Here is a 21,885-nt window from a genome sequence, read left to right on the forward strand (position 1 = left end):
CCCCTTACGGCGGCTCCTCGAGTGGGACCGTTCAGTACGGCAGCAGCTTCTCGACCTGGTAGCGGTCGACTATCTTGGCGAGGTCGGAGTGTGGCCGCGGAATGACGACGGAGCTGTACACCTCGGCACCCAGGTCGCCCACTGCGGCAACCCCTGCGGCCACGGCTGCCTCGCAGGCGGCAACGTCGCCCTCCACAAGGATGGAGATGTAGCCCGAGGCCGTGTTCTCATAGCCGACAAGCTCTACGTCCCCGGCCTTGCACATGGCGTCGGCGGCCTCCAGGACGAACACGAGGCCAAAGGTCTCGATGGCACCGAGGGCGGCGCGGGTCTTCTCTGCCATGGGGCCCCCTAGTAATCGACGTCGTGGACCGATACCACATCGCCCAGCTCGCGGACGGGTCGCTTCATCACGTTCCGCGCCGTGAGCTTGCCGATGGATGCCGCCGCCTCCGCCCCCGCCGCCACGGCGGCCTCGCAGGCGGCAACGTCGCCGGTAACGACGACCGTCACCAAGGTTGAGCCGATGTTCTCGTAAGAGACCAGCTCGGTGTCGCCCGACTTGAGCATGGCGTCGGCGGCGAGCAGAGCCGGAACCATGCCCAGGGTCTCGATGAGACCAAGGGCCTGTTCGCCGTGATAGCGCATGGCACCCTCCCCCTAATTGATATAGAAGTTGATAGTTTTGCGCTGACCCTCGTCGGCACGGTAGCTCACGCACACGTCGCCGTTGGCGTCCAGGCGGGCCCCGGCCTCCTGGATGAGGCCGTTCTTCTCGGCCGTCATAAGGCTCTCGATGAGGCGGTCGCGGCGAAAGGCGGCCAACTCGCCGTACTCGTCGCCCAGGGCGGCCATGACGGCGTCGACGTCGGCACTCTCGACCGTGGTGAAGTACTTGAGGAGGGCGTAGTTCAAGGGACGCCGGGGGCTGCTCATTGCTCCTTGCCTTTCTTGAAAAAGTCCAGGGGGTTCACGGCGATGATGAAGATGCCGGCCATCATGACGAGGGCCGCCACCCAGGCGACGGGGGACATCTCGTAGCCGGCCAAGCCCATGACGACGCCGAGGATGACCCAGGTGAACAGCGGGCCGAAGAAGGTGTAGGTGCCGTTGAGAGCCATACCGAGCGCGGCGCCGCACATGGAGTTCGAGATGTACCAGCTGGCAAAGGAGACATAGGCAAAGAAACCGGAGACCAAGAAGAGGACCAGAATGGGCGGAGAGGCGACGACCTGGCCCACGTACCCGAAGGTGGCCCCCAGGCTCTTGCCGCCCACCAGCGAGAGGACGGGGAGGAGCACCATCAGGTTCGCAAGACCCGAGGTGCACTGGCGAATGGTGATGCCGATCTGGGAGTCGATCATGGCGGTGCCAAACCCCGCGATGCAGCCCTCGAGACCCCAGCCCACCGCAGCGACGAGGGCAAAGACGAGACCTGTGACCAGACCAGGCGCCACGTCGCCGGTGAGGGCCGTGCTTCCGATCATGACGGACGCGGCCAGGCAGACCAGGACGCCGAGCACCACCCGCGGACCCATCTTCTGTTTGAGCAAGACTCGCCCGAGAACGGCGCCGGCCGCAACGTTCAGAGCCGCCACGGGAGTGGCCATGGGACCGGCCTGGGAGAGCGCGATGATGTAGGCCGTGGTGGCCAAGGGACCGCCCACGAGGGCCGCGGCGACCATGATGAGGCCGGGCCTGGAACGCACCGTCTTGGCAAAGTCGGAGAGCTTGCCCTGCCTGGCGGTGACGGCCAGGGCCCAGAGGGCACTCGCTGTGTCGTTGACGGCCGATGCTATGGTGGGAAGAATGAACATAGCCAAGAAGCTGGTGGCCACGATGCCGGCGCCCATGGCCGGCCACTGGGGCTGGTTCTGGGCCACGGTGATAAACGCGCTGTACAAGCCGTAGGTCATGCCGGAGGCCAGGCCCAGAACCAGGCCCTTCTTAAAGAATTGCCGGTCTAGGGCTTTCTTTTTCGCTCGAATGACGCTGGGGACCTCAGCAGTCGCCTGCTCCATCGATGCTCCTCCCTACAGCGGGACCGGGCGCTGGGCCCAACGGCGCAAAGGGCGGCGGCGCTCACTTTATGAAGTAAGGAAAACGTTAAAAATTGCCCTTACGTAAGAGTCGACACCCGCCAGGGCGGCCGCTCGCGAACGGTCGGTTTCAAGGGGCGAACGGAGAGGCGCAGAGGGAGGAAAGGGACTGCGCCTGAAAGTCCTTGACGGCTTTCAGGCGCATGGAGGGGCTTTCACGGTCCGTGAAAGCCCCTCCAATATTCCGTACGAACGCTCATACCAAAAAATGGGGTACCTACCTCGCCGTCATCGCCGCGTCGTTAGGTCTGGTCCCCTTGGCACACCACACATCCATCGCCCTGCCCGCCGAGCAGGACGCCCGCCGCCCCATCCTCACCCGCAGCTTCGGATGGGGGTTCGCGGCATCGTTCGCGCTGCGCTGCAACCTCTACGTGCTGTCGGTCATCATGACGGCCTACTGCATGGAGCGCTACGGCGCCGACATCGCCACGGCGTCGCTCGCCACCGGCATCTTCACCATCGGCTGCCTGGGGGCGCGGTTCCTCGGCGGCCCCGTCACGGACCGCCTCGGCCTTGTCCCCACCACCCTCCTGGGCTTCGCCCTCACGGCGGGCTCGTCCCTCCTCTACCTCGTGGCGGGCGACATCTACACCGTCATCGCCATCCGCCTCTGCCACGGGCTCTTCTACGGCGTGGCCTCCACCACGGTGACGTCCATGGCGTCGGCGCAGGTGCCCGAGGAGCGCCACGGCGAGGGTATGGGCTATTTCATGCTCTCCGTGACCCTGGCGTCGGCCGTGGGCCCGCTCGTGGGCATCGCCCTCATGGGCAGCGCCAACTACACGGCGCTGCTCCTGCTCGCCGCCGGTCTCGCCGTGGCCGGGTTCGTGGCCACGCTGCTCTGCGACCCCACCGCCGGTCAGGAGGAGCTGGGCCGCGAGCTTGAGGACCTCGCGTCGCTGGAGCCCGACACCCCCGAGGTGGACTTCTCCCCCGACGGCGTGCGCCTGCTGCCAACGCCCCCGGGCCTCGCACGGTTCCTCGAGCTCTCCGTGCTGCCCGTGGGCGCCGTCATCTTCATCAGCTACCTAGTGTACGGCGCGGTGTCCGCCTATCTCGACCCCTTCGCCCAGCAGACCCACCTCATGGGCGCCGCCGGCTTCTTCTTCCTCGCCTACGCGGCGTCGATGCTCGCCTCGCGGCCCTTCACGGCCAAGATCCTCGACCGCCACGGCCCCGTGCCCCTGATGGTGCCCGGCTTCGTGGCCCTGGGCGCGGGCATCGGTCTCATGGGCCTCTCGACCAACGGCGTCGAGCTCCTGGTGGCGGCCGCGCTCATCGGCTACGGCCTGGGCGCCATCCAGCCCACGGGCCTGGCCCTGGCCACGCAGCACCTGGAACGAAGCCGCTACACCGTGGCAAACGCGACGTTCTACATGATGAGCGACCTCGCGGTGGGGGTGGCACCCATCGTCTTCGGCCTCATCGTGCCCGCCGTGGGCTACCGAGGCCTCTTCCTGGGCCTCGTGGCCGTGGCCGCCGCGGGGCTGGGCGCCTTCGAGGCGCTCCACCGGGCGAGGCGGATCTGACGGCGGGTGCCGGGGGTCGGGGGCCACGGCACCTTCCTGGCACCCTCCCGGCACATCCCCGGCACATCCTCGGCACCTGAACGCATCTGAGGGCGACCCTCTCCGCACCTGAATGCGATCGAGGGCGGATTCGGCATCCCTGAACGCGGTTGGGGGCGACTTCTGGCACACGGGCGTGCCGGGGGTCGCCCCCAACCGCGTTCAGGTGCGGAAAGGGGCCCGACAGCACCCGGCGGCGACCCAAAAGGCCCCGGGGTCAGGCACCGAGGGAGACGAGCTCCTCCACAAAGGCCGTGGTGGCGGCGGAGAGGCTCCCCTCCCCGCGGTGCACCACCCCGAACCGGAACGGGTCGATGGCCGCCATGGGCACCATCACGGCCCCGAAGGCCTCCACGGGACCGGCGAGGTCGATGGTGAGGCAGATGCCTATGCCCGCCCCCACCATGGCCTTGGCCGTCTCGATGTCGGCGGTGGAGAAGCGGACGTCCGGCTCCACCCCCTCCTCGGCCATGAGGCGGGCCGTGTCGGTGCCGCGGCCGGGGCGAATCTGCACCAGGGGCTCGCGGTCGAAGTCCGAGAGGTGCAGGAACGGCCGGCGGGCGAAGGGGTGCTCGCGGGGCACGAGGGCCACATAGCGGCTCTCCCCCAGGTAGGTCCAGCTCCTGCCCTGCTGGGGGCCACCCACGCACACGTCGACCTCGCGGGCCGTGAGCCATCGGGCGAGCTCCGGCGTGGCGCCCTCCCTGAGCTGCACGGTGACGCCGGGATGGCGGTCGCCGAACCGCGCGATGGCGGGGGCGAGCCAGTGGGCCGCCAGGGAGCGGGCGCTGCCCAGGCGCACGGTGCCGCGGTCGGGGGAGGCTATCTCTGCCGCGAGGCCCTTCACGCGGCCGGAGAGCACCGTGAGCTCCCGCAGGTCGGGCACCAGGGCCTCGCCGGCCCTGGTGGGTACCACGCCGCGGCTCGTGCGCTCCAGGAGGGTGACCCCCAGCTCCGACTCCAGGGCGTCGACCAGGCGTAGGACCCCGGCGGGGGTGTAGCCCATGGCCCGGGCGGCCGCCGAGAAGCTCCCCGTGGACACCGCCTGCAAGAACGCCTCGACCCGGGTCTCGTCCATCCCGCCTCCTTTTACGTTTTGTAAATACTACTTCTATATACCATCTATTCCATCATATGCAAGGACCGTTCACCATGGGGCTCCCATCGACCCAGAAGGAGTTCGTCCGTGTTGCCCAGCGTTTCCCACGTCCTTGCCCTCCCCCGCCTCCAGAACGCCGCCACCCAGCAGGAGCCCATCCTCACCCGCTCCTTCGCCCTCGGGTTCGTGGCGTCGTTCGCCCTGCGCGCGAACCTCTTCGTGCTCTCGGTGGTCATGTGCGCCTACTGCATGGACCGGTACGGAGCCGACGTGGCGTCCGCCTCGGCCGCCTGCGGCATCTTCACCATCGGCTGCCTGGCCGCGCGGTTCCTCGGCGGCCCCGTCACCGACCGCCTGGGCCTCCGGGCGACGACCCTGGTGGGCCTGGGCCTCACCTGCGCCTCGAGCCTGCTCTACCTAGCCGCCGGCACCCTCGACGCGATCCTGGCGATCCGGCTGGTCCACGGCCTGTGCTACGGCGTGGCCTCCACCACGGTGACCTCCATCGCGTCGGCCGACCTGCCCGAGAGGCGCCACGGGGAGGGCATGGGCTACTTCATGCTGTCGGTAACCCTGGCCTCGGCCGTGGGACCGCTCCTGGGCATGGTGCTCTCCGCCGGCCCCGCCAGCGACCTGCTGTTCATGGTGGCCGCGGGGCTGGCCGCCGTGGCCATGGCCGCCACGGCCCTGACCGGCCCCCTCCCCGCCGACAAGGCCCGGGAGGCCACGGCCCTGGAGGATGTGGACTCCCTCGAGCCGGGGGCGCCCTCCGTGGACTTCGATCCCGCAGGGGTCCGTCTCCTGGCCACGCCCCGGCCCCTGGCCCGGTTCCTGGAGTGCTCGGCCCTGCCCGTGGGCGCCGTGGCCTTTGTGGGCTACCTGATCTACGGGGCCGTCTCCACCTACCTCGACCCCTTTGCGAGCCAGGCAGGCCTCATGGGGGCGGCCAGCGTCTTCTTCGTGGTCTACGCCCTCACCATGCTTGCCACCAGGCCCATGACGGCCAAGCTCCTCGACACCCGCGGCCCGGCCCCGCTGCTCGTGCCCGGCTTCGTGGCCATGGGCGCCGGCATCGTCGTCATGGGCATGGCGGCCAACGGCGCGGCCCTGCTGGTGGCCGCGGCCCTCATCGGCTACGGCATGGGCGCCATCCAGCCCACGGGGCTCGCCATGGCCACCCAGCACCTGGACCGCAGCCGCTACACCGTGGCCAACGCCACCTTCTACATGATGGGCGACCTCGCCTGCGGCGTGGCGCCGGTCATCTTCGGCCTCATCGTGCCCATGGTGGGCTACCGCGGCCTGTTCTGCGGGTTGGTGCTCGTTGCGGCGGCGGGCGTGGCGCTCTTTGAGGGGCTGCACCGCAAGCAGCTGGTGTAGGCCCTAGCGATTCGCCGCCTCGCTCCGGGGCCCGGCGAGGCGGTATGCCGTCCCGCGGTCGTCGCGAATCAGATAGCCCCCGTCGACCAGCATGCGGCGAAGCCACACGTAGTCTTCCATCACTGGGGCGAGCACCTCGTTGACCTGGGATTCGGAATAAGGGCGGCCCGGCTCGAACCTCCTCGCCGCCCAAGCGACAAGGGCCTCCTTCATCGCCCGCTTTGCGGGAATGGACGTCACCCGTCCTTGAGAATCAAGGTAGCGCCTAGCAAAGTCAGAGACCCTGTCCTCGCCCATGGGCATGCCTTCCTGCCGGGGAAACATTTCTTGTCTAATAATACCATCCATTTGCCGATGGGTCGCGATCCTGAGCGGCCCTCGCGTAAGACCCGAGGAAAGGAGGGGCCCTGGGGTGGGGACGGGCCGTCGCCCCAGGGCCGCGGAGCAGGCCGCCGGTCGGGCCCATTGCCGTCCCGTCCGGACCGGGCGAAGAAATGCCCGCAGAACGTTCTACGGGTGCCGAGAGGCGCCGAAAGTACCCACAGAAGGTTTTACGGGTGCCGAGGGGCGCCGGGACCACCCGCAGAAGCTTCTACGGGTGGAAAAGTACCCGCAGAACGTTCTACGGGTGCCGAGAGGCGCCGGGGCCGCCCACAGAAGGTTTTACGGGTGCCGAGAGGCGCCATGCCTCGCCGCTCGCGCCTACCCGCCGACCGGCCCCCCGCCTACCGCCGCGTGAACACCAGCGTCGTGCCGTCGTCTGCGCTCCGGTCGGCGTCCAGCGCGTACCCGCCGCGGTCGAAGGCCGCAAGGCCCTCCTCCGACCCCACGCCCTGCTCGGCGCACCACCGCACGAAGGTACCCCGGGCCTCCTTGGCGGCCGTGGCCCGCTGCACCCACCGGCCGTCATCGGCCACGGTGCCAAAGAGGCAGGTCACACAGCGTACGCCTGCCGCCAGCCACGGCAGCACGGCCCGGGCGTACTCCTTGGAGGCCACGTTCACGAGCAGCCCCTCCCCCTCCGGAAAGAGGGACCGGGCCAGCCGCGGGCCCCAGAAGCCGTAGAGGTCCCGGCAGCCGGAACCGCCCCAGCCGGCCCCCGCGGCAAGGCGCGCCCCCATCTCCAGCCGATAGGGCGCCACGGCGTCAAAGGGACGCAGCACCCCGTACAGGCCGGAGAGTATGCGCAGGTGCCCCTGGAGGTACGCGAGCTCCCCGTCGGTCATGACCGACGGGGCCATGCGCGTGTACTGGATGCCGCGATAGGCCAGGACCGCCGGGGCACGACCGTCCGGCCCCCACGCTTCGAGGGTGTCCAGGGCCTTCCCGGTGAGGGCGTCCGAGGTCTTCCAGAGCCGCTGGAGCTCCCCGCGGCCCATGGCCCGCAGGTCCCCCGTGAGCCGCTCGGCCTCGGGCAGGAACGCCGGCTCTGCCAATGGCAGCGGTCCCTCGCACACGGCCATCCCCTTGGCCGGCGAGACGATCAGCCGCAGCACGGCGCCCCTCCTAGTAGAGCGGCAGGTCGCCGGTGATGGGGTCCACCTGCTCGGGGAAGAGCGGCTCAAAGGCGAGGCAGGTGTAGGTGGGCTCGCCGTGGAACTCGGTGATGCCGGCGTCCCTCACGAGGGAGACGACGAAGCCCCGGTCCATGCCCTGCTCGGCCACGTCGAGCAGGGCCTCCTCGCCGTCCACGTAGACGCACACCTTGGCCACGCCGGCCGAGAACCACGCCGCCAGGGCGGAGTCGTCACCGGCGGCGAAGACCGGCTCGCCGTCGTCTGCCAGCGCTGCCGCCAGACCCTGGGACCTGTGGGCCGCAAGGGCCTTGAGCACGGCGTCCACGCAGGCGTGGCCCGCCTGGGCCGCGATCTTTCCCTTGCGCATCTTGAGGTCGCGGCGCATCACGATCATCTGCTTGGCCTTGTAGGCGGCCATGGCACCTCCCGGGACGAAACGGTCACTCCGCGTAGTCTACGTCCACATGGACCGTGAAGGTGTAGTCGGGGTGGCGCTTCTCGAGGTCGTCGATGATGCGCCCCTTGAACGCCGCGACGTCGGTGACCGAGAAGTCGCGCACCACGTCGAAGACCACGCGGTTGTGGTCGTGGTCCACATAGAGCCCGTGCATGGACAGCACCCCCTCGTGGGCCATGACCTCGGCACGGATGGAGTCGTTGAACTTCTTCCACTCCGGGTCCTCGGGGTCGGCGCCGTAGACGCCGCAGGTGAGGATGATGTTGTGCTCGCGGTACACGCGGTCCGAGATCTTGCGCGAGAGCGTGTCGATCTCCATGGCCGTCATGTTGGCCGGCACCTCCAGGTGCACGGAGCCGATCATCTCGTTGGGGCCGAAGGAGTCCAGGAACAGGTCGTGGGCGCCGATGACCGGCGGGAACGACGCGATCTCGGCGCGCAGGCCCTTGGCGAGCTTGGGGTCGATGCGCTCGCCGAGGATCTCGCTCACGATGTCCCGCAGCATGTCCCAGCCGCTCTTGGCCACCACGACGGAGATGAGCGCAGAGATCCAGCCGTCGATGGTGACGTGCCAGAGCATGGTCACGGCGATGCCGACGAGGGTGGCCCCGGTGACGAGGGCGTCGAACAGGGCGTCCACGCCCGAGGCGTCCAGGGCGTCGGAGCGGGTCTCCCGGGCCTTGCCGCGTGTGTAGAGGCCCAGCCACACCTTGACGGCGATGGACAGGACGATGACCACGACGGCCACCCAGTCGTAGGTGGACAGGGTGGGGTGCAGGATCTTGAGGATGGAGTCGCGCAGGGTAATGACGCCCGTGGCGAACACGGCCGCCGCCACGAGGAGCGCCGAGAGGTACTCCACGCGGCCGTAGCCCATGGGGTGCTCCCTGTCGGCCGGGCGGGCGGCGAGCTTCACGCCGACGATGGTGACCACCGAGGAGACGGCGTCGGTGAGGCTGTTCACGGCGTCGAGCACGATGGCGAGGGAGTTGGACGCGAAGCCGATGGCCGCCTTGGCCGCGGCGAGCGCCACGTTGGCCACGATGCCCACGGCGCCGCAGCGCACGACGACGGCGTTGCGATCGCGCTCGTCGGAGGGCGCGTAGGGGATATTCTCGCCGGAGGGGCCCCGGGAGGCACCGGACACCGGGACGCGGCCGGTCTTGCCTGCGGGTTTCTCGGCAGTGGGTTTCTCGTCGGTGCGGGTGCTTGCCATGGGGTGCGGTCGCCTTCGTTCGTTCGCGTTCTCACAGGACATCAGGTTCCTACCCGCCCACCCCCGGACCCTACACCCGGGGCGCGTCCCATGGGTGTCCCGTGGCGGGCCGCGACGCCGATTCAAGGGACCGGCCCCTCGGGGAACAGGGTCTTTTGCAAAGCAAGGGCAGCCCCGCAGGGGCGCCGGAGAAAGGGGACGCGATGTCCGAGCACATGAACGCCGAGAAGGCCGAGAAGACCCTGGTGGACGACGTCATCCGCGAGGGGGCCCTGGAGAACGAGACCCACTCCATGGAGGCCTCCATCAAGCCCAACTACGACGTCGAGGGCAGCTACGGCGACCCCGCGGTGGCCAAGGCCGTCGACGGCGCCGAGGACCGCGTCGTCGAGGAGAACCTCACCGTGGGCACCGACGAGAACGGCAACCGCTACGCCGAGGTCTCCGAGAGCGTGACCGGCGAGGAGTAGGCCGGCCGCCGGGGCCGGGCCGCGTCGACCCGGCCCCTGACAAGATTTCGCCCGAGGGCGCCCCCTGACCGAACCCGTCGGCCCGGGGGCGCCCTTCTCCGTTGCAGGGCCGCCCGGGCCCACCCCCGGCGGCCCCGAGACAAGAAGGCGCCCCCGGCCGGCACGGGGTCCGACCGGGGGCGCCCGCCACAGCCGCCGCCTAGGGGCGGCGCCGCCGGACGAGGCCGAGAAGCGCAGACGCCGCGGACGCCGCCAGGGCCAGGGCCCCGGCCACCGCCGGCCCGTCGCCGGTCACGGGCAGGAGGCCGAGGGGGTGGCGCGAGACGATGGCCCGCCGGCCGTCGGAGCCGGTGGAGGGCAGCTCGCGGTCGGCCGGAAGGACGCCGCCGTCGGGGCCCGCCCCCGCAGGCCAGACGGTGTCGCTGCCGTAGCGCGGGTGGGTGCGCTCGTAGAGGCCCCACCCGCCCGCGGGCGAGAACGGCTCGCCCCGGTCGGGGCCCGACAGGGGCAGCGACACCTGGGAGGGCATCTCCCCGTAGGCGATGGCGACGTTGCCGATGTCGCGGCCCGCGGCGTCGGGGGTCACCAGGGCGTCGAAGACGAGGGTCACGGTCTGGGGGCCGCAGACGGTGCCCACCGAGACCGCCAGGGTCCTGCTCCACGGGTCGTAGCACCGGTCGCCCACGGCGGTGTCGGCACCGTCGGGGCCCAGGAGGCGGATCGAGCCCGAGACCGGCTCGAGGCCCCGGGGGACGTCGTCGCGCAGCACCGCGCCCATGAGGGCCGACCCCTCCTGGCGGAGGGAGAGCGAGAGCCGGTAGCGGACGGTGTCGCCCACCCGGGTGGTGCCGTCGGAGCGGTCGAGGTTCTCGGCCTCCTTGGTCACCACCACATCCTCCGGGGCCGGGTCGGACCCCAGGATCAGGGGCGGGGTAGCCGGCGGGGTGGCGACCTCCACGACACCGGGGTCGTCAGGGTCGTCGGGCGCGTCGGGGTCGAGGGACGGGAGGTCGTCGGGGTCCACGGCGGTGCCCGGGACGGGGGCGTCGGGGTCGCTTGGGGCCTGGGGCACGGAGGCGCCCACGTAGGCCACGTTGGCACCGTCGGAACCCAGGGCGGAGGCCCCCACCACGGCCTCGAAGGTCACGGTGAGCGACTCGCCGCCCCAGAGCTCCCCGCAGTGCAGGGCGAGGATGCGGGTCTGGGCGTCGTAGCACCCGTCGTCCACCGTCAGCTCGCGGCCGTCGGGGGTGGTGAGGCGCACGGTGCCCGGCACCGGCTCGATGCCCGCGGGGAGCGGGTCGGCCGCCCGCACGTCGTCCACCCGGGTGGCCGGGGAGCCGCCGAGGGATACCTCCACCGTGTAGCGCAGGCGGTCGCCCACCAGGGTGCGCCCCGCCTGGGCGGGACGGCTCAGGTTCTCGACGGTCTTCCGGGAGGCGAGGGCGCCGTCGGCCGGCTTGCCCGGGACCACCTGCCCGCCGCCGGGGGGCGTCACCGCCGGGGCGTCGTCCGGCTCCACGGGCCCCACCGTGGGGGGAGCCCCCTCGCTCTGGTCGGGGTTGGGCCGGGTGCCCGTGGCCGAGGCGCTGTTGGAGAGGTCCGCGGCGGCCGCGTCGCGACCGACGGCGTCGTCGGCCACGACGCACTCGAAGGTCACCGTGGCGGACGACCCGCCGTACACCGTCCCGCAGGCGACCTCGAGCACCGCCCTGCCGTCGGCGCCGGGGGCCGAGAGGCGCCACCGGCCCGGCGCGAGGGGCCCGTCGCCCTCGGCGGGCCGCCCGTCGACGTCCAGGAGGTCGGCGCCGTTGGTCAGGTGGACCGAGCCGCCGTCGAGCTCGAGGCAGGAGGGCAGGGCGTCAGTGACCACGACGTCGGTCCAGGCCGAGCCCGCGGCCCCGTTGGAGGCCGTGACGGTGTAGCGGAGCCGGTCGCCGGGGCGGGTGGGGCCGTCGGGGTGGGTGAGGTTGACCACGGCCTTGGCCACGGCGGGAGCCGGCTCCACCGACGCGTCGGGCAGCACCGTCACCTCGAAGGAGAAGGTGGTGCCCACATAGGCGCCGTTGGGCTCCTGCACGATGGTGAGGTTGCCCTTGCCCACCGCCTCGGGGTCGAGGGTCACGGTGATGCGGCCGGCCTCGTCGCGCACCGGCACGCCGTCCTCGTCGCATACGACCTGGGCCGTGAAGACCGACCCGTCCGAGGCCGTGACCCTCACCGGCGCGGAGCTGGCGGTGGAGAGCTTGAGCTCCACGCGGCCGGGATGGGGGTCGTCTTCGGTGGGGGCCCGGAAGACCGTGGTCACGGTCCCCTCCACCAGGAGGTTTCCGTCGTCGCCCGCCTCGGGCTTGTCCTGCTCCACCACCAGGTGGTTGGCCGGGTCGTCGGGGTCGTCGGGGTCGCCGGGGACCGGATCCACCTTCGCCCCGGGGTCCACGGGGTCGATGCGCACCGTGGCGGAGGGGACGCCGTCGTCCTCGGTGGGGTTGGCGCTGGCCAGGTAGTTCTTCGAGGGCAGGTAGCGCACGGTGACCTCGTGCTCACGGTCGTCGGTGGCCGTGGGCACGAGGACGTCCTGCTCGGCGGGCACGAAGGTGTACTCGAAGCGGGTGGTGCTGCCCCCGGCGCCGTTGTCCACGCTCCAGGCGTTCTGGGGCAGCGTCACAGAACGGGCGCCGTCCACTACCTCGGGCTCAAAGAGAAGCTCCACGGGCTCCCCCACGGCCTCGCCGTCCACATAGAGCTGGACCTTGCCCTCCGGGGCCTTGCAGGTCTCGGCCACGGGGCGCTCGGGGTCGTCGTCGAAGAAGCCGCCGGAGATGTCGGCCGCCACCTTGATGGCCTGGCGGGCGTCGTGGCCGTCCGAGCCGGGCGCGCCGTCGGTCACCCACTGCGCCTCCACGAGGGCCACCCGGGAGGGCACCGGGGTGATCTCGCACCAGCCCACGGCCCTGTGGCCCCAGTAGTTCTCCTTGAAGTCGGCGTAGATGGGGTCGGGGTTGTCGGAGAACTGGGTGGAGGTCATGGTGAGGCGCATGACGCCCTCGTCGGAGGGCAGGCCGCCGTCCTCCGACACCTCGGGGCCCACGGGCTCGCCGTCGCGCCCGGTGTAGACCTGGTACTTGTAGGTGACCTTGTCGGGGTCCGAGAGGGTCTTGGGCAGGGTCTCGTCGGTGGTGATGGAGTTCCCCGCCCCACCGATGTCGTAGGGCTCGAAGGGCAAGCCGTCGTAGGGCTTCACAAGCTTGTCGGTGTAGGAGGCCGGCAGCTCGAAGTCCACGTAGCGCTTGAGGGTGTCCTCCTGGCCGGGGTTTCTGAAAAGCGGGTTGACCTTCTGTACGTCGCCGTTCTCGTCGACGTAGGAGAGGTTGACCGTGACCTGCTCGGAGGTAGCCTGCTTGGGCAGCCACAGGTAGAGCTTGCCGTCGTAGAAGCGGTGGGGCGCGCCGTAGTCGTAGCGCTGGCCGGCCACCAGGAGCTCCCAGTCGTGGATGAGGTTGTCGCCTCCCACCACGGTGCCGTCCGCGTTCACATGCTTGATCTCGGCCGACAGGTCTATGGTGACCATGAAGACCTTGTTGGGGTCGTTGGGGTCGCCGGTGTTGTAGCCCGGGGCCATGCCGGCGTCGTTGCTCCAGGCGGTGTCGCCGATGCCCAGGAAGTAGCGGACGGGGTCGGTGCAGAACACCGACCCGCCGGAGATCACCACGAAGCCGCCGGACCCGCCGATGTCGGGGAAGACGTTGTAGCGGCCGCCGTCGGAGTGGGCCCCGCCGCCACCGGTTCCGTGGTGGGGGATGAGGGTGCCGCCGGTGACGGTGACGGTGTGGCCGGCGTTGGTGGACCAGCACGCGCTGCCGAAGGCGCCCCCGTGCCACCCGCCGAACGACTCGATGAAGCCGCCGTTGATGTTGATGTCGCCGGCGTAGGTCACGCCGCGGCCCAGGCGGGGCGTGGGGATGGCGTCGGGGAGCATGGCCCCGTAGCCGGAACTGTCGCTGTGACCGGCGCCGATGCCGGCCCCGTGGAGGCTGCCATGGGTCTCGATGGTGCCCCCGTTGAAGGTCATGGCCGTGGCGGTGCCGTTGGCCTCGCCGCCGGCGCCGATGCCGGCCGAGTAGCTCGCACCACCCTCGCCGGAGAAGTTCCACCCGTAGACGTCCACCTTGAGGCGCCCGCCGTTGAAGGTGAGGGTGCCGCCGTCCTCGTAGGAGGAGCCGCCGATGCCCGAGCCCTGACCCCCGCCGTGGACCTCGAGGTACCCGGGGTCGTCGCTGTCGAGGGCCGAGGCGTGGGACCCGGCCCCCACCGCGGTGCCGTCGGACAGGACGATGTCGGCCACCACCTTGTCTCCCTCCACCCGGGCCATGGCGCCCGACGCGTCGCGGTTGTCGCGCCCGTCGTCGACCACGAGCGAGGAGCCCTCGCCGCAGCGGATGCCGGCGTAGATGGAGCCACCGGCGGTCACCGTGAGGCTGTTCTCGGTGCCGTCGGCGACCTTGAGGTAGAGGGAGGTGGGGGCCACGATCTGGGACCCACGGGCGGCCCGGCTGCCGTCGGCCGTGCCGTAGAGGTTGGTGGCCACGTCGATGGGGCAGGCCGCGGCAGAGGCGATGTGGACCCCGGCCAGGGTGAGGTCGGCCGCCACGCCGGGATCCACGCGCACCGTGGTGGCGGAGGTGGCCACGCCGTCGGCGTTGGCCAGGGTCAGCGGCGCGGGGCCCGTCACGTGGAGCACCGTGCCGTCGAGCCGCCAGTCGACGCCCTCGACGCCGCCCGCCACCTTGAGGTCGCCCGCCGCGGACCAGGCGCGGCCGTCCTGGGCCGCCTGGGCCCACAGGCCGTCTACCCCCTCGGCAAAGGCCCGCGCCACCGGGGCAGGGACGGCCACCGACAGGGCGAGAAGGGCGGCGAGCAGCAACTTGCGTCCGCGCCGGCCGAACGACGGCTTTACCATGGCAGGCTCCTCCTCAAGGGGCAGGGGCCGCCTCCAACGGGCCGCGGCCCACGTTCAGGTCAATCTTGAATTGACCTGAATATACTCTTCAATTCCCTTGAAAAGAAGTGCCCTTTGCCATGGCCTACCGGGCCCGTCGCAACCCGTCCCCCGCCGGCACCTCGACGCCGTCCACCGTCAGGAGCGGCCCGTCCACCCCCGAGAGCACCACGTCGTCGCAGTCCAGGAGCCGCACCCCCGAGACCACGAGCCCTCCCCGGGAGAGGGCGTCCACGCCGCCCGCCATGGCCGGCGCCCCCTCGTCGGGGTCGTCGTCAAAGGCCACCGACACCCGGCGGAACACGAGCCGGTCCACGGGGTCCTCCGGGAGGCCCGCCACCCAGGCGGCGCACCACCGGGCGCCGCGCACGGCGATGTCCTCGAACGTGAAGGGGCCCAGGCGGGGCGTCGTGGCGTCCACCGGCCGGCACGAGCGGTCCTGGACCCAGGCCTCCATGCCGTCGGGGTCGCAGTTGTAGAAGGCGTTCACCACGAACGGCACCCCCACCCCCTCCATGGCGATGCGCCTGAAGACGACGGAGGTCACCAGCGAGTCCCGGCCGCGGCCCCTCCTCGTCTTCACCCGCAGGCCCCGGTCGGTCCGGGTGAAGACACAGTCCTCCACCACCACGTCGGAGACGCCCCCGGCCGTCTCGCTGCCGATGACCACGGCCCCGTGGCCGTCGTGCATGGAGCAGTGGGTCACGCGCACGGCCGTGCAGGGCGGGCGCACCGGGCGCTCCATGGAGAGCTTGCCGCTCTTGATGGCCACGCAGTCGTCGCCCACGGAGAACTCGCACCCCGAGACCAGCACGCCCGTGCAGCTCTCGGGGTTGACCCCGTCGGTGTTGGGGGAGTCGGCCGGGCCCTTCAGTGCGAGGCAGAGGAACCTCGCGTCGCGGCAGAGCACCGGGTGCACGTTCCAGCTGGGGCTGTCCCTGAGGGTGCAGCCGACCAGGGCCACCCGCTCGCACCCCTCGAAAAAGACGAGGCGGGGCCGGGCGGCCACCCGGATGCGCTTGGGGTCGTGCCACCAGGTGTCGGCGGTGGCCCGGCCGTCCACCGTGCCGGGGCCGTAGACGCAGGCGTCGCGGACCCCCACGGCGTTCACGACGGCGGCGAACATGGCGCAGGACTCCCCCTCCCAGGTGCCGAGCGGGTACGGGGCGCCGTCGTCGGTGCGGGCCTGGCTGGGAGGGAGGAACGCCCGCCCCTCCCGGTCGTAGACGGCCAGGAGCTCGGCCCCCTGGGCCAGGTGGAGGGAGACGCCGTCCTTGAACCACAGGCTCGACACCCGGTAACGCCCCGCCGGCACCTCCACGGTGCCGCCCTCGGCGCAGCAGGCCACGGCCGCCTGGATTGAGCCGGTGTCGTCGCGACGGCCGTCGCCCGCGGCCCCGAAGTCGCGGACGTCGAGCCGCACGGACTCCGGCGGCGTCTCCACCACGGCCTCCCAGGGCGCGGACCCGTCCACGGGCTCCAGCCGCACCACGTTGCGCGTGCCCGGCTCGAGCCCCTCCACGTAGACGACCACGCGGTCGGTGAGGCCGCGGTCCTCGCCGTTCACCAGCACGCGGCGCGGGACCGGGAGCGAGAAGGCCCCGGGGCCGGCCTCCACCACGGCGGCGCGGGCGCAGGCCCAGGCGACGGTGGCTTTCCGGGGCATCCAGACGACATCGGCGGTTTCCATGGGCCGGCTTCCTCTCGGCTCGATGGGACAGAAGTGCCCGACCATTGGGACAAAAGTGTCCGGGTGATGGGACAGCGGGACAGGGGGACGGGAGCCCTCGGGTGCGACATCGCCGCGCGGGAGGGCCCCCGGTGGAGCCCGGCGGCGCTGCAGGTGACGCCGCCCGCCCGGACGGGGCCCGCGCCCCGACATGGCGCGGCTCCCTTGACCTCCGGGCACACTGGTAAGTAAACCGTATTACATCTTTTCTTGCCAAGACTCCCCCGCGAACGGTCGTTGGAACCAGTTTCAACGGCAAATCCTGTCAAGAAACCCCACGTACTCGTCGTTTCTTCTTGACTAAACCGGTTTTCTAACCCACACTGGCACCGTCAACCGCCCTTCGGGGCCCGTGAGAAAGGCACCACCATGGACCGACCCTTCGACGTCATGGGAAGCTTCTCCCTCGAGGGCAAGGTCGCCCTCGTCACCGGCGCCGCCTACGGCATCGGGTTCGCCATCGCCAGCGCCCTGGCCCAGGCCGGGGCGAGGGTGGCGTTCAACTGCCGCAGCCAGGAGCACCTCGATGCGGCCCTCGAGGACTACCGCGCCGCCGGCATCGACGCCCGCGGCTACATCGCCGACGTCTGCGACGAGGCCCAGGTGGCCGACCTCGTGGCCAAGGTGGCCGACGAGCTCGGCACCATCGACATCCTGGTGAACAACGCCGGCATCATCAAGCGCATCCCCATGGAGGAGATGAGCGTCTCCGACTTCCGCCAGGTGGTGGACACCGACCTCACCGCCCCCTTCATCATGGCCAAGGCCGTCATCCCCGCCATGGTCGAGAAGGGTCACGGCAAGATCATCAACATCTGCTCCATGATGAGCGAGCTCGGCCGCGAGACCGTGAGCGCCTACGCCGCGGCCAAGGGCGGCCTCAAGATGCTCACCCGCAACATCTGCAGCGAGTTCGGCGAGGCCAACATCCAGTGCAACGGCATCGGGCCCGGCTACATCGCCACGCCCCAGACCGCGCCCCTGCGCGAGCGCCAGGCCGACGGCAGCCGCCACCCCTTCGACGCCTTCATCGTCTCCAAGACCCCGGCCGGCCGCTGGGGCACGCCGGAGGACCTCATGGGCCCGGCGGTCTTCCTGGCGAGCGACGCCAGCGACTTCGTGAACGGCCACATCCTCTACGTCGACGGCGGCATCCTCGCCTACATCGGCAAGCAGCCCGCCTAGCCGCGCCCCTGGCCGTCCGAACGCGCCCTTCCGTCCGCGCCCGGTGCCGGGTGTTCCACCCAGCCGCGCCCGGCACCGCGCGCCTCCCTCCCCTCCCAAGCAGAAAGGAACCACCGTGAGAATCGCCCTCATCACCGAGAACTCCCAGAACGCCAAGAACCCCATGATCGAGAAGGCCCTCCGCGACGTCGTGGAGCCCCTCGGCCACACCGTGCTCAACTTCGGCATGTACGCCGAGGAGGGCTCCGCCCCGCTCACCTACGTCCAGAACGGCATCCTCGCCGCCGTGCTGCTCAACGGCGGCGCCGCCGACTACGTGGTGACCGGCTGCGGCACCGGCGAGGGCGCCATGCTCGCCCTCAACAGCTTCCCCGGCGTGCTCTGCGGCCACGTGGAGGACCCGCTCGACGCCTACACCTTTGCCCAGATCAACGACGGCAACGCCGTGGCCATCCCCTTCGCCCTCAAGAACGGCTGGGGCCAGGAGCTCAACCTTGCCTACACCTTCGAGAAGCTCTTCTCCTTCGGCTCCGGCAACGGCTACCCCGCCGACCGCGTCGAGCCCGAGCAGCGCAACAAGAAGATCCTCGACGCGGTGCGCGCCAACAACTTCCGCCCGTTCCCCGAGCTCCTCGACGGCATCGACCGCGACCTCGTGCGCGGCGCCCTGGCCGGCGAGCGCTTCGACGAGCTCTTCTTCCCCAACGCCACGGACGAGGCCGTGGTCGCCAAGGTGCGCGAGCTGCGCGCCTAGCCCCTGCCCAGGCCACGGGAAAGGCCCCGGAGCGTGCGGACGTCCGCGCGCTCCGGGGCCTTTCTTTCCCGCGGCCGTCGAGGCCGCTAGGCCATGGGGGGCAGGGTCGTGGCCCGCCACATCACCGAGCACGGGAGCACCTGCTGGTGGGGCACGGCGTCGGTGCCGTCGATGAGGTCGAGCAGGATCCTCGCGGCCGCCTCGCCCTCCTCGGAGGCGGGCTGCTCGATGCAGCTCACGGCCGGGCTCGCCACGGCGGCCCAGTCGGGGTTGTCGAAGCCGAGCAGGCCCACGGTGCCGGGCATCAGGTCGTAGAAGGGGCGCATGGCCACGTAGACGTCGGGCAGCGCCCAGCAGTTGGGGGCAAAGACCAGGGTGCGCCGGCCGGGGTCCACGTTCCGCTCGAGCCAGGCGGTGAGGTCGCCCACGTCCACGCCGGAGTCGGGGACCGTGTAGGAGGAGTAGTCCGCCCCGGCCGCCCCCATGGCGTCCACGAAGCCGCCCGTGCGCTCGATGCGCGAGCTCAGGAGCTCAGGGGCGGCCCCCACCAGCAGGAAGCGGTCGTAGCCGGCCCCCGCCAGGGACGAGACCGCCGCGTGGACGGCGTCGTAGTTGTCGGTCTTCACCCAGCTGCCGCCGTGGTCGTAGAACTTGGAGTCGAAGAACACGAGCTCCTTGCCGGCCTCCTCGATGGTGCGGGACACCTCGCGGAACTGGGCCGTGGGCTGCACGATGAAGCCGTCGACCCCCACCGCCAGCAGGCGGTCGATGTAGGCGCGCTCCTCGGCGACGTCGTCGTTGGAGCTGCTCACGAGCACCCGGTAGCCGGCCTCGTGGCACACCCGCTCGACGCCGCGGACGATGCGGCCCGAGAACGCGTTGGCGATGTCGTTGACCACCACGCCCACGAGCCGGCTCGACTTGGCGTTCATGCCGCGGGCCAGGGGGTTGGGCACGTAGCCCGTGGCCTCCACGGCGGCCCGGATGCGCTCCTGGGTGGCGGGGGCCATGCGGTCGGTCTTGCCGTTGAGGTAGAAGCTCACCGTGGTCTTGGAGGTCCCGGCGAGCTCGGCGATGTCGGTGATGGTGACCCGTTTCTTCTTGGCTGCGGCCATGGGCTCCCCTTTCGGCGGTAAATCGGTTTTCATCATAGCCGAGAGCGTAGGGGCGGGCGCGGCGAGGCCGGAAACGGCCGGGGCCCCTACCCCCGGAGCCGGGCCAGGCAGCCGGCGAGCCCGTCCGGGCTGCCGTTCTCCACGATGGCCGGCACCCAGGGCTTGGCCACGGCCGCCCATTCCAGGACGGGCGAGAGGTCCACCCCGCCGGTCTCGCCGATGCCGTGGCACACGATGCGCCGGCCCGTGCCGTCGCACCACTCGGGGCGCGCCTCGTCGGCCACCACCTCGAGGTCCTTCACGTGGAGCGCGACCACGGCGTCGCCGCACAGGTCGATGAACCGGGAGAAGAGCTCGGGCGCCCGCCCCACCGCCAACGGGTGGAGCAGGCTCACCGGGTCCCAGACCACGGCGAGCCCCCGGCCGCCGAGGCGGTCGAGGAGCTCGTGGCACCGCTCGGCGGAGCAGGCGCACTCGTTGAACCCGGGCTCCACGGCCAGGGTCACGCCCGAGGCCGCGCAGGCGTCCAGCGCCCCCTCGAGGCCGTGGGCGAGCCGGTCCATGGCGGCGGCGCCCAGGCGGTCGGGGCCGATGGCGTTCTCCCGATTGGGCCGGCCGCACTCCGTGGCCACGACGCACCCGCCGAGCCAGGACGCGAACCTCGCGCAGGCGCGGAACTCGGCCAGCTCGTTCCCGAGGCCCTCGTCCTCGGTCAGGGCGAGGTTGCGGTAGCAGCCGAGCACGGCCACCGAGACGCCGGCGCGCGCCGCAACGTCCGCCAGGTGCCGGGCCAGGCCCGGGGTGAGGCCGGTGCGGTCGATGCCGTAGGAGGCGTAGACGAGCTTGCTCGGCAGCTGCACGCAGGAGAACCCCAGGTCGCCGGCGCGGAGCACCCGCTCCTCGAGGGTGGCGCCCGGCACGTCCGCGAGCCGGACCCCCGGGGTCACCGGCCAGGGGGCGGCGGCCGGGGAGGCGGCCGTCGGGCCCGTCACCGCCCGGCGCCGTTCACGCCGGCGACGTAGCCGCCGAAGGGGTCGTCGCAGGAGCACGGCCCCGCGGGGCCCGCCGGGTCGCAGGCGCCGGCGAGGCGGTCGTGGCGCATGGTCTCGATGTAGGCCAGCACCAGCGGGGCCACGCCCTTGGCGTCGTTTCGCACCACGGGCTCGCGCATGTAGTAGTCGAAGGTCCCCTCGCGGTGACCCTCGTTGCCGAGGCCCGCCACCAGGCAGATGTTGTCCAGGGACAGCACGCCGTCCTCCTCCGAGAGGCAGGTGCGGCAGATGCCGTCGAAGGTCTCCCGCCCCAGGTCGTAGCAGCGGGCGTCGAGGACGCCCAGGCGGGCCCCCTTCATGAGGGCGTTGGCGAAGATGGCCGAACCCGAGGTCTCGAGGTAGTTGGGGGCTATGCCGGGCAGGTTGATCACCTGGTGCCACATGCCGGTCTCGCGGTCGCGGTAGGGCTCCATGGAGTCCATGAGATCCTGGAGCATCTGGCGCAGGACGTCGCGCTCCCAGCTCATGGAGGCGGGCATGAGCTCCCAGGTGTCCACGAGGGCCATGGCGAACCACCCCTCGGCCCTCAGCCAGAAGTTCTGGGAGAGCCCGGTGACCGGGTCGCACCAGAACTGGCGGCGGCTCGAGTCGTAGGCGTGGTGGTAGAGGCCGTTGCGGTCGTCGCGCATGAGGTCGCGCACCACCATGAACTGGTGGAACGAGTCGGAGCAGGCCCTGCGGTCGTGGAAGGCGAGCTCGTACTGCATGTAGAACGGCTGGGCCATGTAGAGGCCGTCGAGCCACACCTGGTGGGGGTAGATGGCCTTGTGCCAGAAGTTCCCCTCCTTGGTGCGGGGCTGGCGCTCCAGCTGGCCGTAGATGGTGTCCATGGCCAGGCGGTACTTCTCGCGGCCCGTGAGCTCGAAGAGCTTGTAGAGGGTCTTGCCGGCGTTGACGTTGTCGAGGTTGTACTCCTCGGGGTCGTAGTGCTTGATGGTACCGTCGTCGGCCACGAACCAGCTGATGTAGCTGTCGGCGAAGGCGAGGTAGCCGGGGCTCTCCGTGATCTCGTAGAGCTCGATGAGGGCCTTGATCATGCACCCGTCGATGTAGTTCCAGGTGTTGGGGGCGCCGGACCGGATCTTCTCGATGTTCCAGGCCGGGGCCTCGGGGGTGGAGTCCTCGATGAGCTGCCTGATGTAGCGGTCGAGGATGGCGTTGCAGCCCATGGGAGGGTCCTCTCTCTCGATAAGGGGCGGGACCCGCAGGCCCCGCCCCCAAGGCGGTGTGGGTGTGGGCCTC

At 70.9% G+C, this 21,885-nt stretch carries 19 protein-coding genes; 5 read left to right on the plus strand and 14 right to left on the minus strand.

Annotated features, from left to right (window positions below; all coding sequences use genetic code 11):
- Positions 1-31 precede the first annotated feature (31 nt).
- Genes NFR49_RS05220 through NFR49_RS05235 form a run of 4 tightly spaced genes read right to left on the minus strand, consistent with a single transcriptional unit; the run spans position 32 to position 1,916 of the window.
- Positions 32-343 (minus strand): BMC domain-containing protein, encoded by a 312-nt coding sequence (locus NFR49_RS05220; RefSeq protein ID WP_251158584.1) that lies wholly within the window; start codon positions 341-343, stop codon positions 32-34.
- Positions 344-351: 8 nt separating this feature from the next.
- On the minus strand, positions 352-648 hold the full coding sequence (locus tag NFR49_RS05225) for a BMC domain-containing protein (RefSeq protein WP_251158585.1): 297 nt from the start codon (positions 646-648) through the stop codon (positions 352-354).
- A 12-nt stretch (positions 649-660) separates the two neighbouring features.
- Positions 661-936: a hypothetical protein gene (locus tag NFR49_RS05230; protein ID WP_251158586.1), complete on the minus strand. Its 276-nt coding sequence runs from the start codon at positions 934-936 to the stop codon at positions 661-663.
- Positions 933-1,916, minus strand: a complete 984-nt coding sequence (locus NFR49_RS05235) for a hypothetical protein (protein WP_251158587.1) — start codon at positions 1,914-1,916, stop codon at positions 933-935. Before NFR49_RS05235 ends, NFR49_RS05230 begins: the two co-directional genes overlap by 4 nt.
- A 440-nt stretch (positions 1,917-2,356) precedes the next feature.
- On the opposite strand from NFR49_RS05235, the gene NFR49_RS05240 reads away from it, so the two are divergent.
- A complete protein-coding gene (locus tag NFR49_RS05240) occupies positions 2,357-3,631 on the plus strand; it encodes an MFS transporter (RefSeq protein ID WP_251158588.1) in 1,275 nt (424 codons plus the stop codon).
- A gap of 256 nt (positions 3,632-3,887) precedes the next feature.
- Here NFR49_RS05240 and NFR49_RS05245 read toward each other — a convergent pair whose 3' ends face one another.
- Complete coding sequence (locus NFR49_RS05245; RefSeq protein ID WP_251158589.1) at positions 3,888-4,748, minus strand: LysR family transcriptional regulator; 861 nt, start codon at positions 4,746-4,748, stop codon at positions 3,888-3,890.
- A gap of 108 nt (positions 4,749-4,856) precedes the next feature.
- Between NFR49_RS05245 and NFR49_RS05250 the strand changes: the two genes are divergently transcribed.
- Entirely contained in the window at positions 4,857-6,149 is a 1,293-nt protein-coding gene (locus NFR49_RS05250; RefSeq protein WP_251158590.1) for an MFS transporter, read from the plus strand.
- A gap of 3 nt (positions 6,150-6,152) precedes the next feature.
- On the opposite strand, the gene NFR49_RS05255 is transcribed toward NFR49_RS05250, so the two are convergent.
- From NFR49_RS05255 to NFR49_RS05270, 4 genes are all read right to left on the minus strand, one after another.
- Complete coding sequence (locus tag NFR49_RS05255; protein WP_251158591.1) at positions 6,153-6,446, minus strand: DUF2087 domain-containing protein; 294 nt, start codon at positions 6,444-6,446, stop codon at positions 6,153-6,155.
- Between the two features lie 428 nt (positions 6,447-6,874).
- Positions 6,875-7,645: a YaaA family protein gene (locus tag NFR49_RS05260; protein WP_251158592.1), complete on the minus strand. Its 771-nt coding sequence runs from the start codon at positions 7,643-7,645 to the stop codon at positions 6,875-6,877.
- A 10-nt stretch (positions 7,646-7,655) separates the two neighbouring features.
- Positions 7,656-8,084: an aminoacyl-tRNA hydrolase gene (pth2, locus tag NFR49_RS05265; RefSeq protein WP_251158593.1), complete on the minus strand. Its 429-nt coding sequence runs from the start codon at positions 8,082-8,084 to the stop codon at positions 7,656-7,658.
- A gap of 22 nt (positions 8,085-8,106) precedes the next feature.
- Complete coding sequence (locus NFR49_RS05270) at positions 8,107-9,339, minus strand: cation diffusion facilitator family transporter (RefSeq protein ID WP_251158594.1); 1,233 nt, start codon at positions 9,337-9,339, stop codon at positions 8,107-8,109.
- A gap of 203 nt (positions 9,340-9,542) precedes the next feature.
- Between NFR49_RS05270 and NFR49_RS05275 the strand changes: the two genes are divergently transcribed.
- Positions 9,543-9,809, plus strand: coding sequence for a hypothetical protein (locus NFR49_RS05275; RefSeq protein ID WP_251158595.1), 267 nt, complete (start codon positions 9,543-9,545; stop codon positions 9,807-9,809).
- 199 nt (positions 9,810-10,008) lie between these two features.
- Here NFR49_RS05275 and NFR49_RS05280 read toward each other — a convergent pair whose 3' ends face one another.
- Together NFR49_RS05280 and NFR49_RS05285 are read right to left on the minus strand one after the other, a co-directional pair.
- Complete coding sequence (locus tag NFR49_RS05280) at positions 10,009-14,769, minus strand: hypothetical protein (RefSeq protein ID WP_251158596.1); 4,761 nt, start codon at positions 14,767-14,769, stop codon at positions 10,009-10,011.
- 124 nt (positions 14,770-14,893) lie between these two features.
- Positions 14,894-16,498, minus strand: a complete 1,605-nt coding sequence (locus tag NFR49_RS05285; protein ID WP_251158597.1) for a glycoside hydrolase family 28 protein — start codon at positions 16,496-16,498, stop codon at positions 14,894-14,896.
- 408 nt (positions 16,499-16,906) lie between these two features.
- Between NFR49_RS05285 and NFR49_RS05290 the strand changes: the two genes are divergently transcribed.
- Together NFR49_RS05290 and NFR49_RS05295 are read left to right on the plus strand one after the other, a co-directional pair.
- Positions 16,907-17,722: a gluconate 5-dehydrogenase gene (locus NFR49_RS05290; RefSeq protein WP_338032525.1), complete on the plus strand. Its 816-nt coding sequence runs from the start codon at positions 16,907-16,909 to the stop codon at positions 17,720-17,722.
- Positions 17,723-17,837: 115 nt separating this feature from the next.
- Positions 17,838-18,476 carry an RpiB/LacA/LacB family sugar-phosphate isomerase gene (locus NFR49_RS05295; RefSeq protein ID WP_251158598.1) on the plus strand — a complete coding sequence of 213 codons (639 nt, stop codon included), beginning with the start codon at positions 17,838-17,840 and terminating at the stop codon, positions 18,474-18,476.
- 86 nt (positions 18,477-18,562) lie between these two features.
- On the opposite strand, the gene NFR49_RS05300 is transcribed toward NFR49_RS05295, so the two are convergent.
- The 3 genes from NFR49_RS05300 to NFR49_RS05310 all read right to left on the minus strand — a co-directional run bounded on the left by NFR49_RS05300 (position 18,563) and on the right by NFR49_RS05310 (position 21,812).
- A complete protein-coding gene (locus tag NFR49_RS05300; protein WP_251158599.1) occupies positions 18,563-19,591 on the minus strand; it encodes a LacI family DNA-binding transcriptional regulator in 1,029 nt (342 codons plus the stop codon).
- Between the two features lie 86 nt (positions 19,592-19,677).
- A complete protein-coding gene (locus NFR49_RS05305) occupies positions 19,678-20,583 on the minus strand; it encodes a sugar phosphate isomerase/epimerase family protein (RefSeq protein ID WP_251158600.1) in 906 nt (301 codons plus the stop codon).
- Positions 20,580-21,812 (minus strand): glycoside hydrolase family 88/105 protein, encoded by a 1,233-nt coding sequence (locus tag NFR49_RS05310; protein WP_251158601.1) that lies wholly within the window; start codon positions 21,810-21,812, stop codon positions 20,580-20,582. Before NFR49_RS05310 ends, NFR49_RS05305 begins: the two co-directional genes overlap by 4 nt.
- Positions 21,813-21,885 lie beyond the last annotated feature (73 nt).

It is taken from the genome of Caniella muris (genome assembly GCF_943193035.1).
GTDB classification, from domain to species: domain Bacteria; phylum Actinomycetota; class Coriobacteriia; order Coriobacteriales; family Atopobiaceae; genus Granulimonas; species Granulimonas faecalis.

What these genes read in the sequence shown, in the direction of transcription:
- NFR49_RS05275 (WP_251158595.1), top strand. Translation starts at nt 9,543, where the DNA reads ATGTCCGAGCACATGAACGCCGAGAAGGCCGAGAAGACCCTGGTGGAC.
- NFR49_RS05235 (WP_251158587.1), bottom strand. Translation starts at nt 1,916, where the DNA reads ATGACCTACGGCTTGTACAGCGCGTTTATCACCGTGGCCCAGAACCAG.
- NFR49_RS05230 (WP_251158586.1), bottom strand. Translation starts at nt 936, where the DNA reads ATGAGCAGCCCCCGGCGTCCCTTGAACTACGCCCTCCTCAAGTACTTC.
- NFR49_RS05300 (WP_251158599.1), bottom strand. Translation starts at nt 19,591, where the DNA reads ATGGCCGCAGCCAAGAAGAAACGGGTCACCATCACCGACATCGCCGAG.
- NFR49_RS05255 (WP_251158591.1), bottom strand. Translation starts at nt 6,446, where the DNA reads ATGGGCGAGGACAGGGTCTCTGACTTTGCTAGGCGCTACCTTGATTCT.
- pth2 (WP_251158593.1), bottom strand. Translation starts at nt 8,084, where the DNA reads ATGGCCGCCTACAAGGCCAAGCAGATGATCGTGATGCGCCGCGACCTC.
- NFR49_RS05310 (WP_251158601.1), bottom strand. Translation starts at nt 21,812, where the DNA reads ATGGGCTGCAACGCCATCCTCGACCGCTACATCAGGCAGCTCATCGAG.
- NFR49_RS05290 (WP_338032525.1), top strand. Translation starts at nt 16,907, where the DNA reads ATGGACCGACCCTTCGACGTCATGGGAAGCTTCTCCCTCGAGGGCAAG.
- NFR49_RS05225 (WP_251158585.1), bottom strand. Translation starts at nt 648, where the DNA reads ATGCGCTATCACGGCGAACAGGCCCTTGGTCTCATCGAGACCCTGGGC.
- NFR49_RS05285 (WP_251158597.1), bottom strand. Translation starts at nt 16,498, where the DNA reads ATGGAAACCGCCGATGTCGTCTGGATGCCCCGGAAAGCCACCGTCGCC.
- NFR49_RS05270 (WP_251158594.1), bottom strand. Translation starts at nt 9,339, where the DNA reads ATGGCAAGCACCCGCACCGACGAGAAACCCACTGCCGAGAAACCCGCA.
- NFR49_RS05245 (WP_251158589.1), bottom strand. Translation starts at nt 4,748, where the DNA reads ATGGACGAGACCCGGGTCGAGGCGTTCTTGCAGGCGGTGTCCACGGGG.
- NFR49_RS05220 (WP_251158584.1), bottom strand. Translation starts at nt 343, where the DNA reads ATGGCAGAGAAGACCCGCGCCGCCCTCGGTGCCATCGAGACCTTTGGC.
- NFR49_RS05280 (WP_251158596.1), bottom strand. Translation starts at nt 14,769, where the DNA reads ATGGTAAAGCCGTCGTTCGGCCGGCGCGGACGCAAGTTGCTGCTCGCC.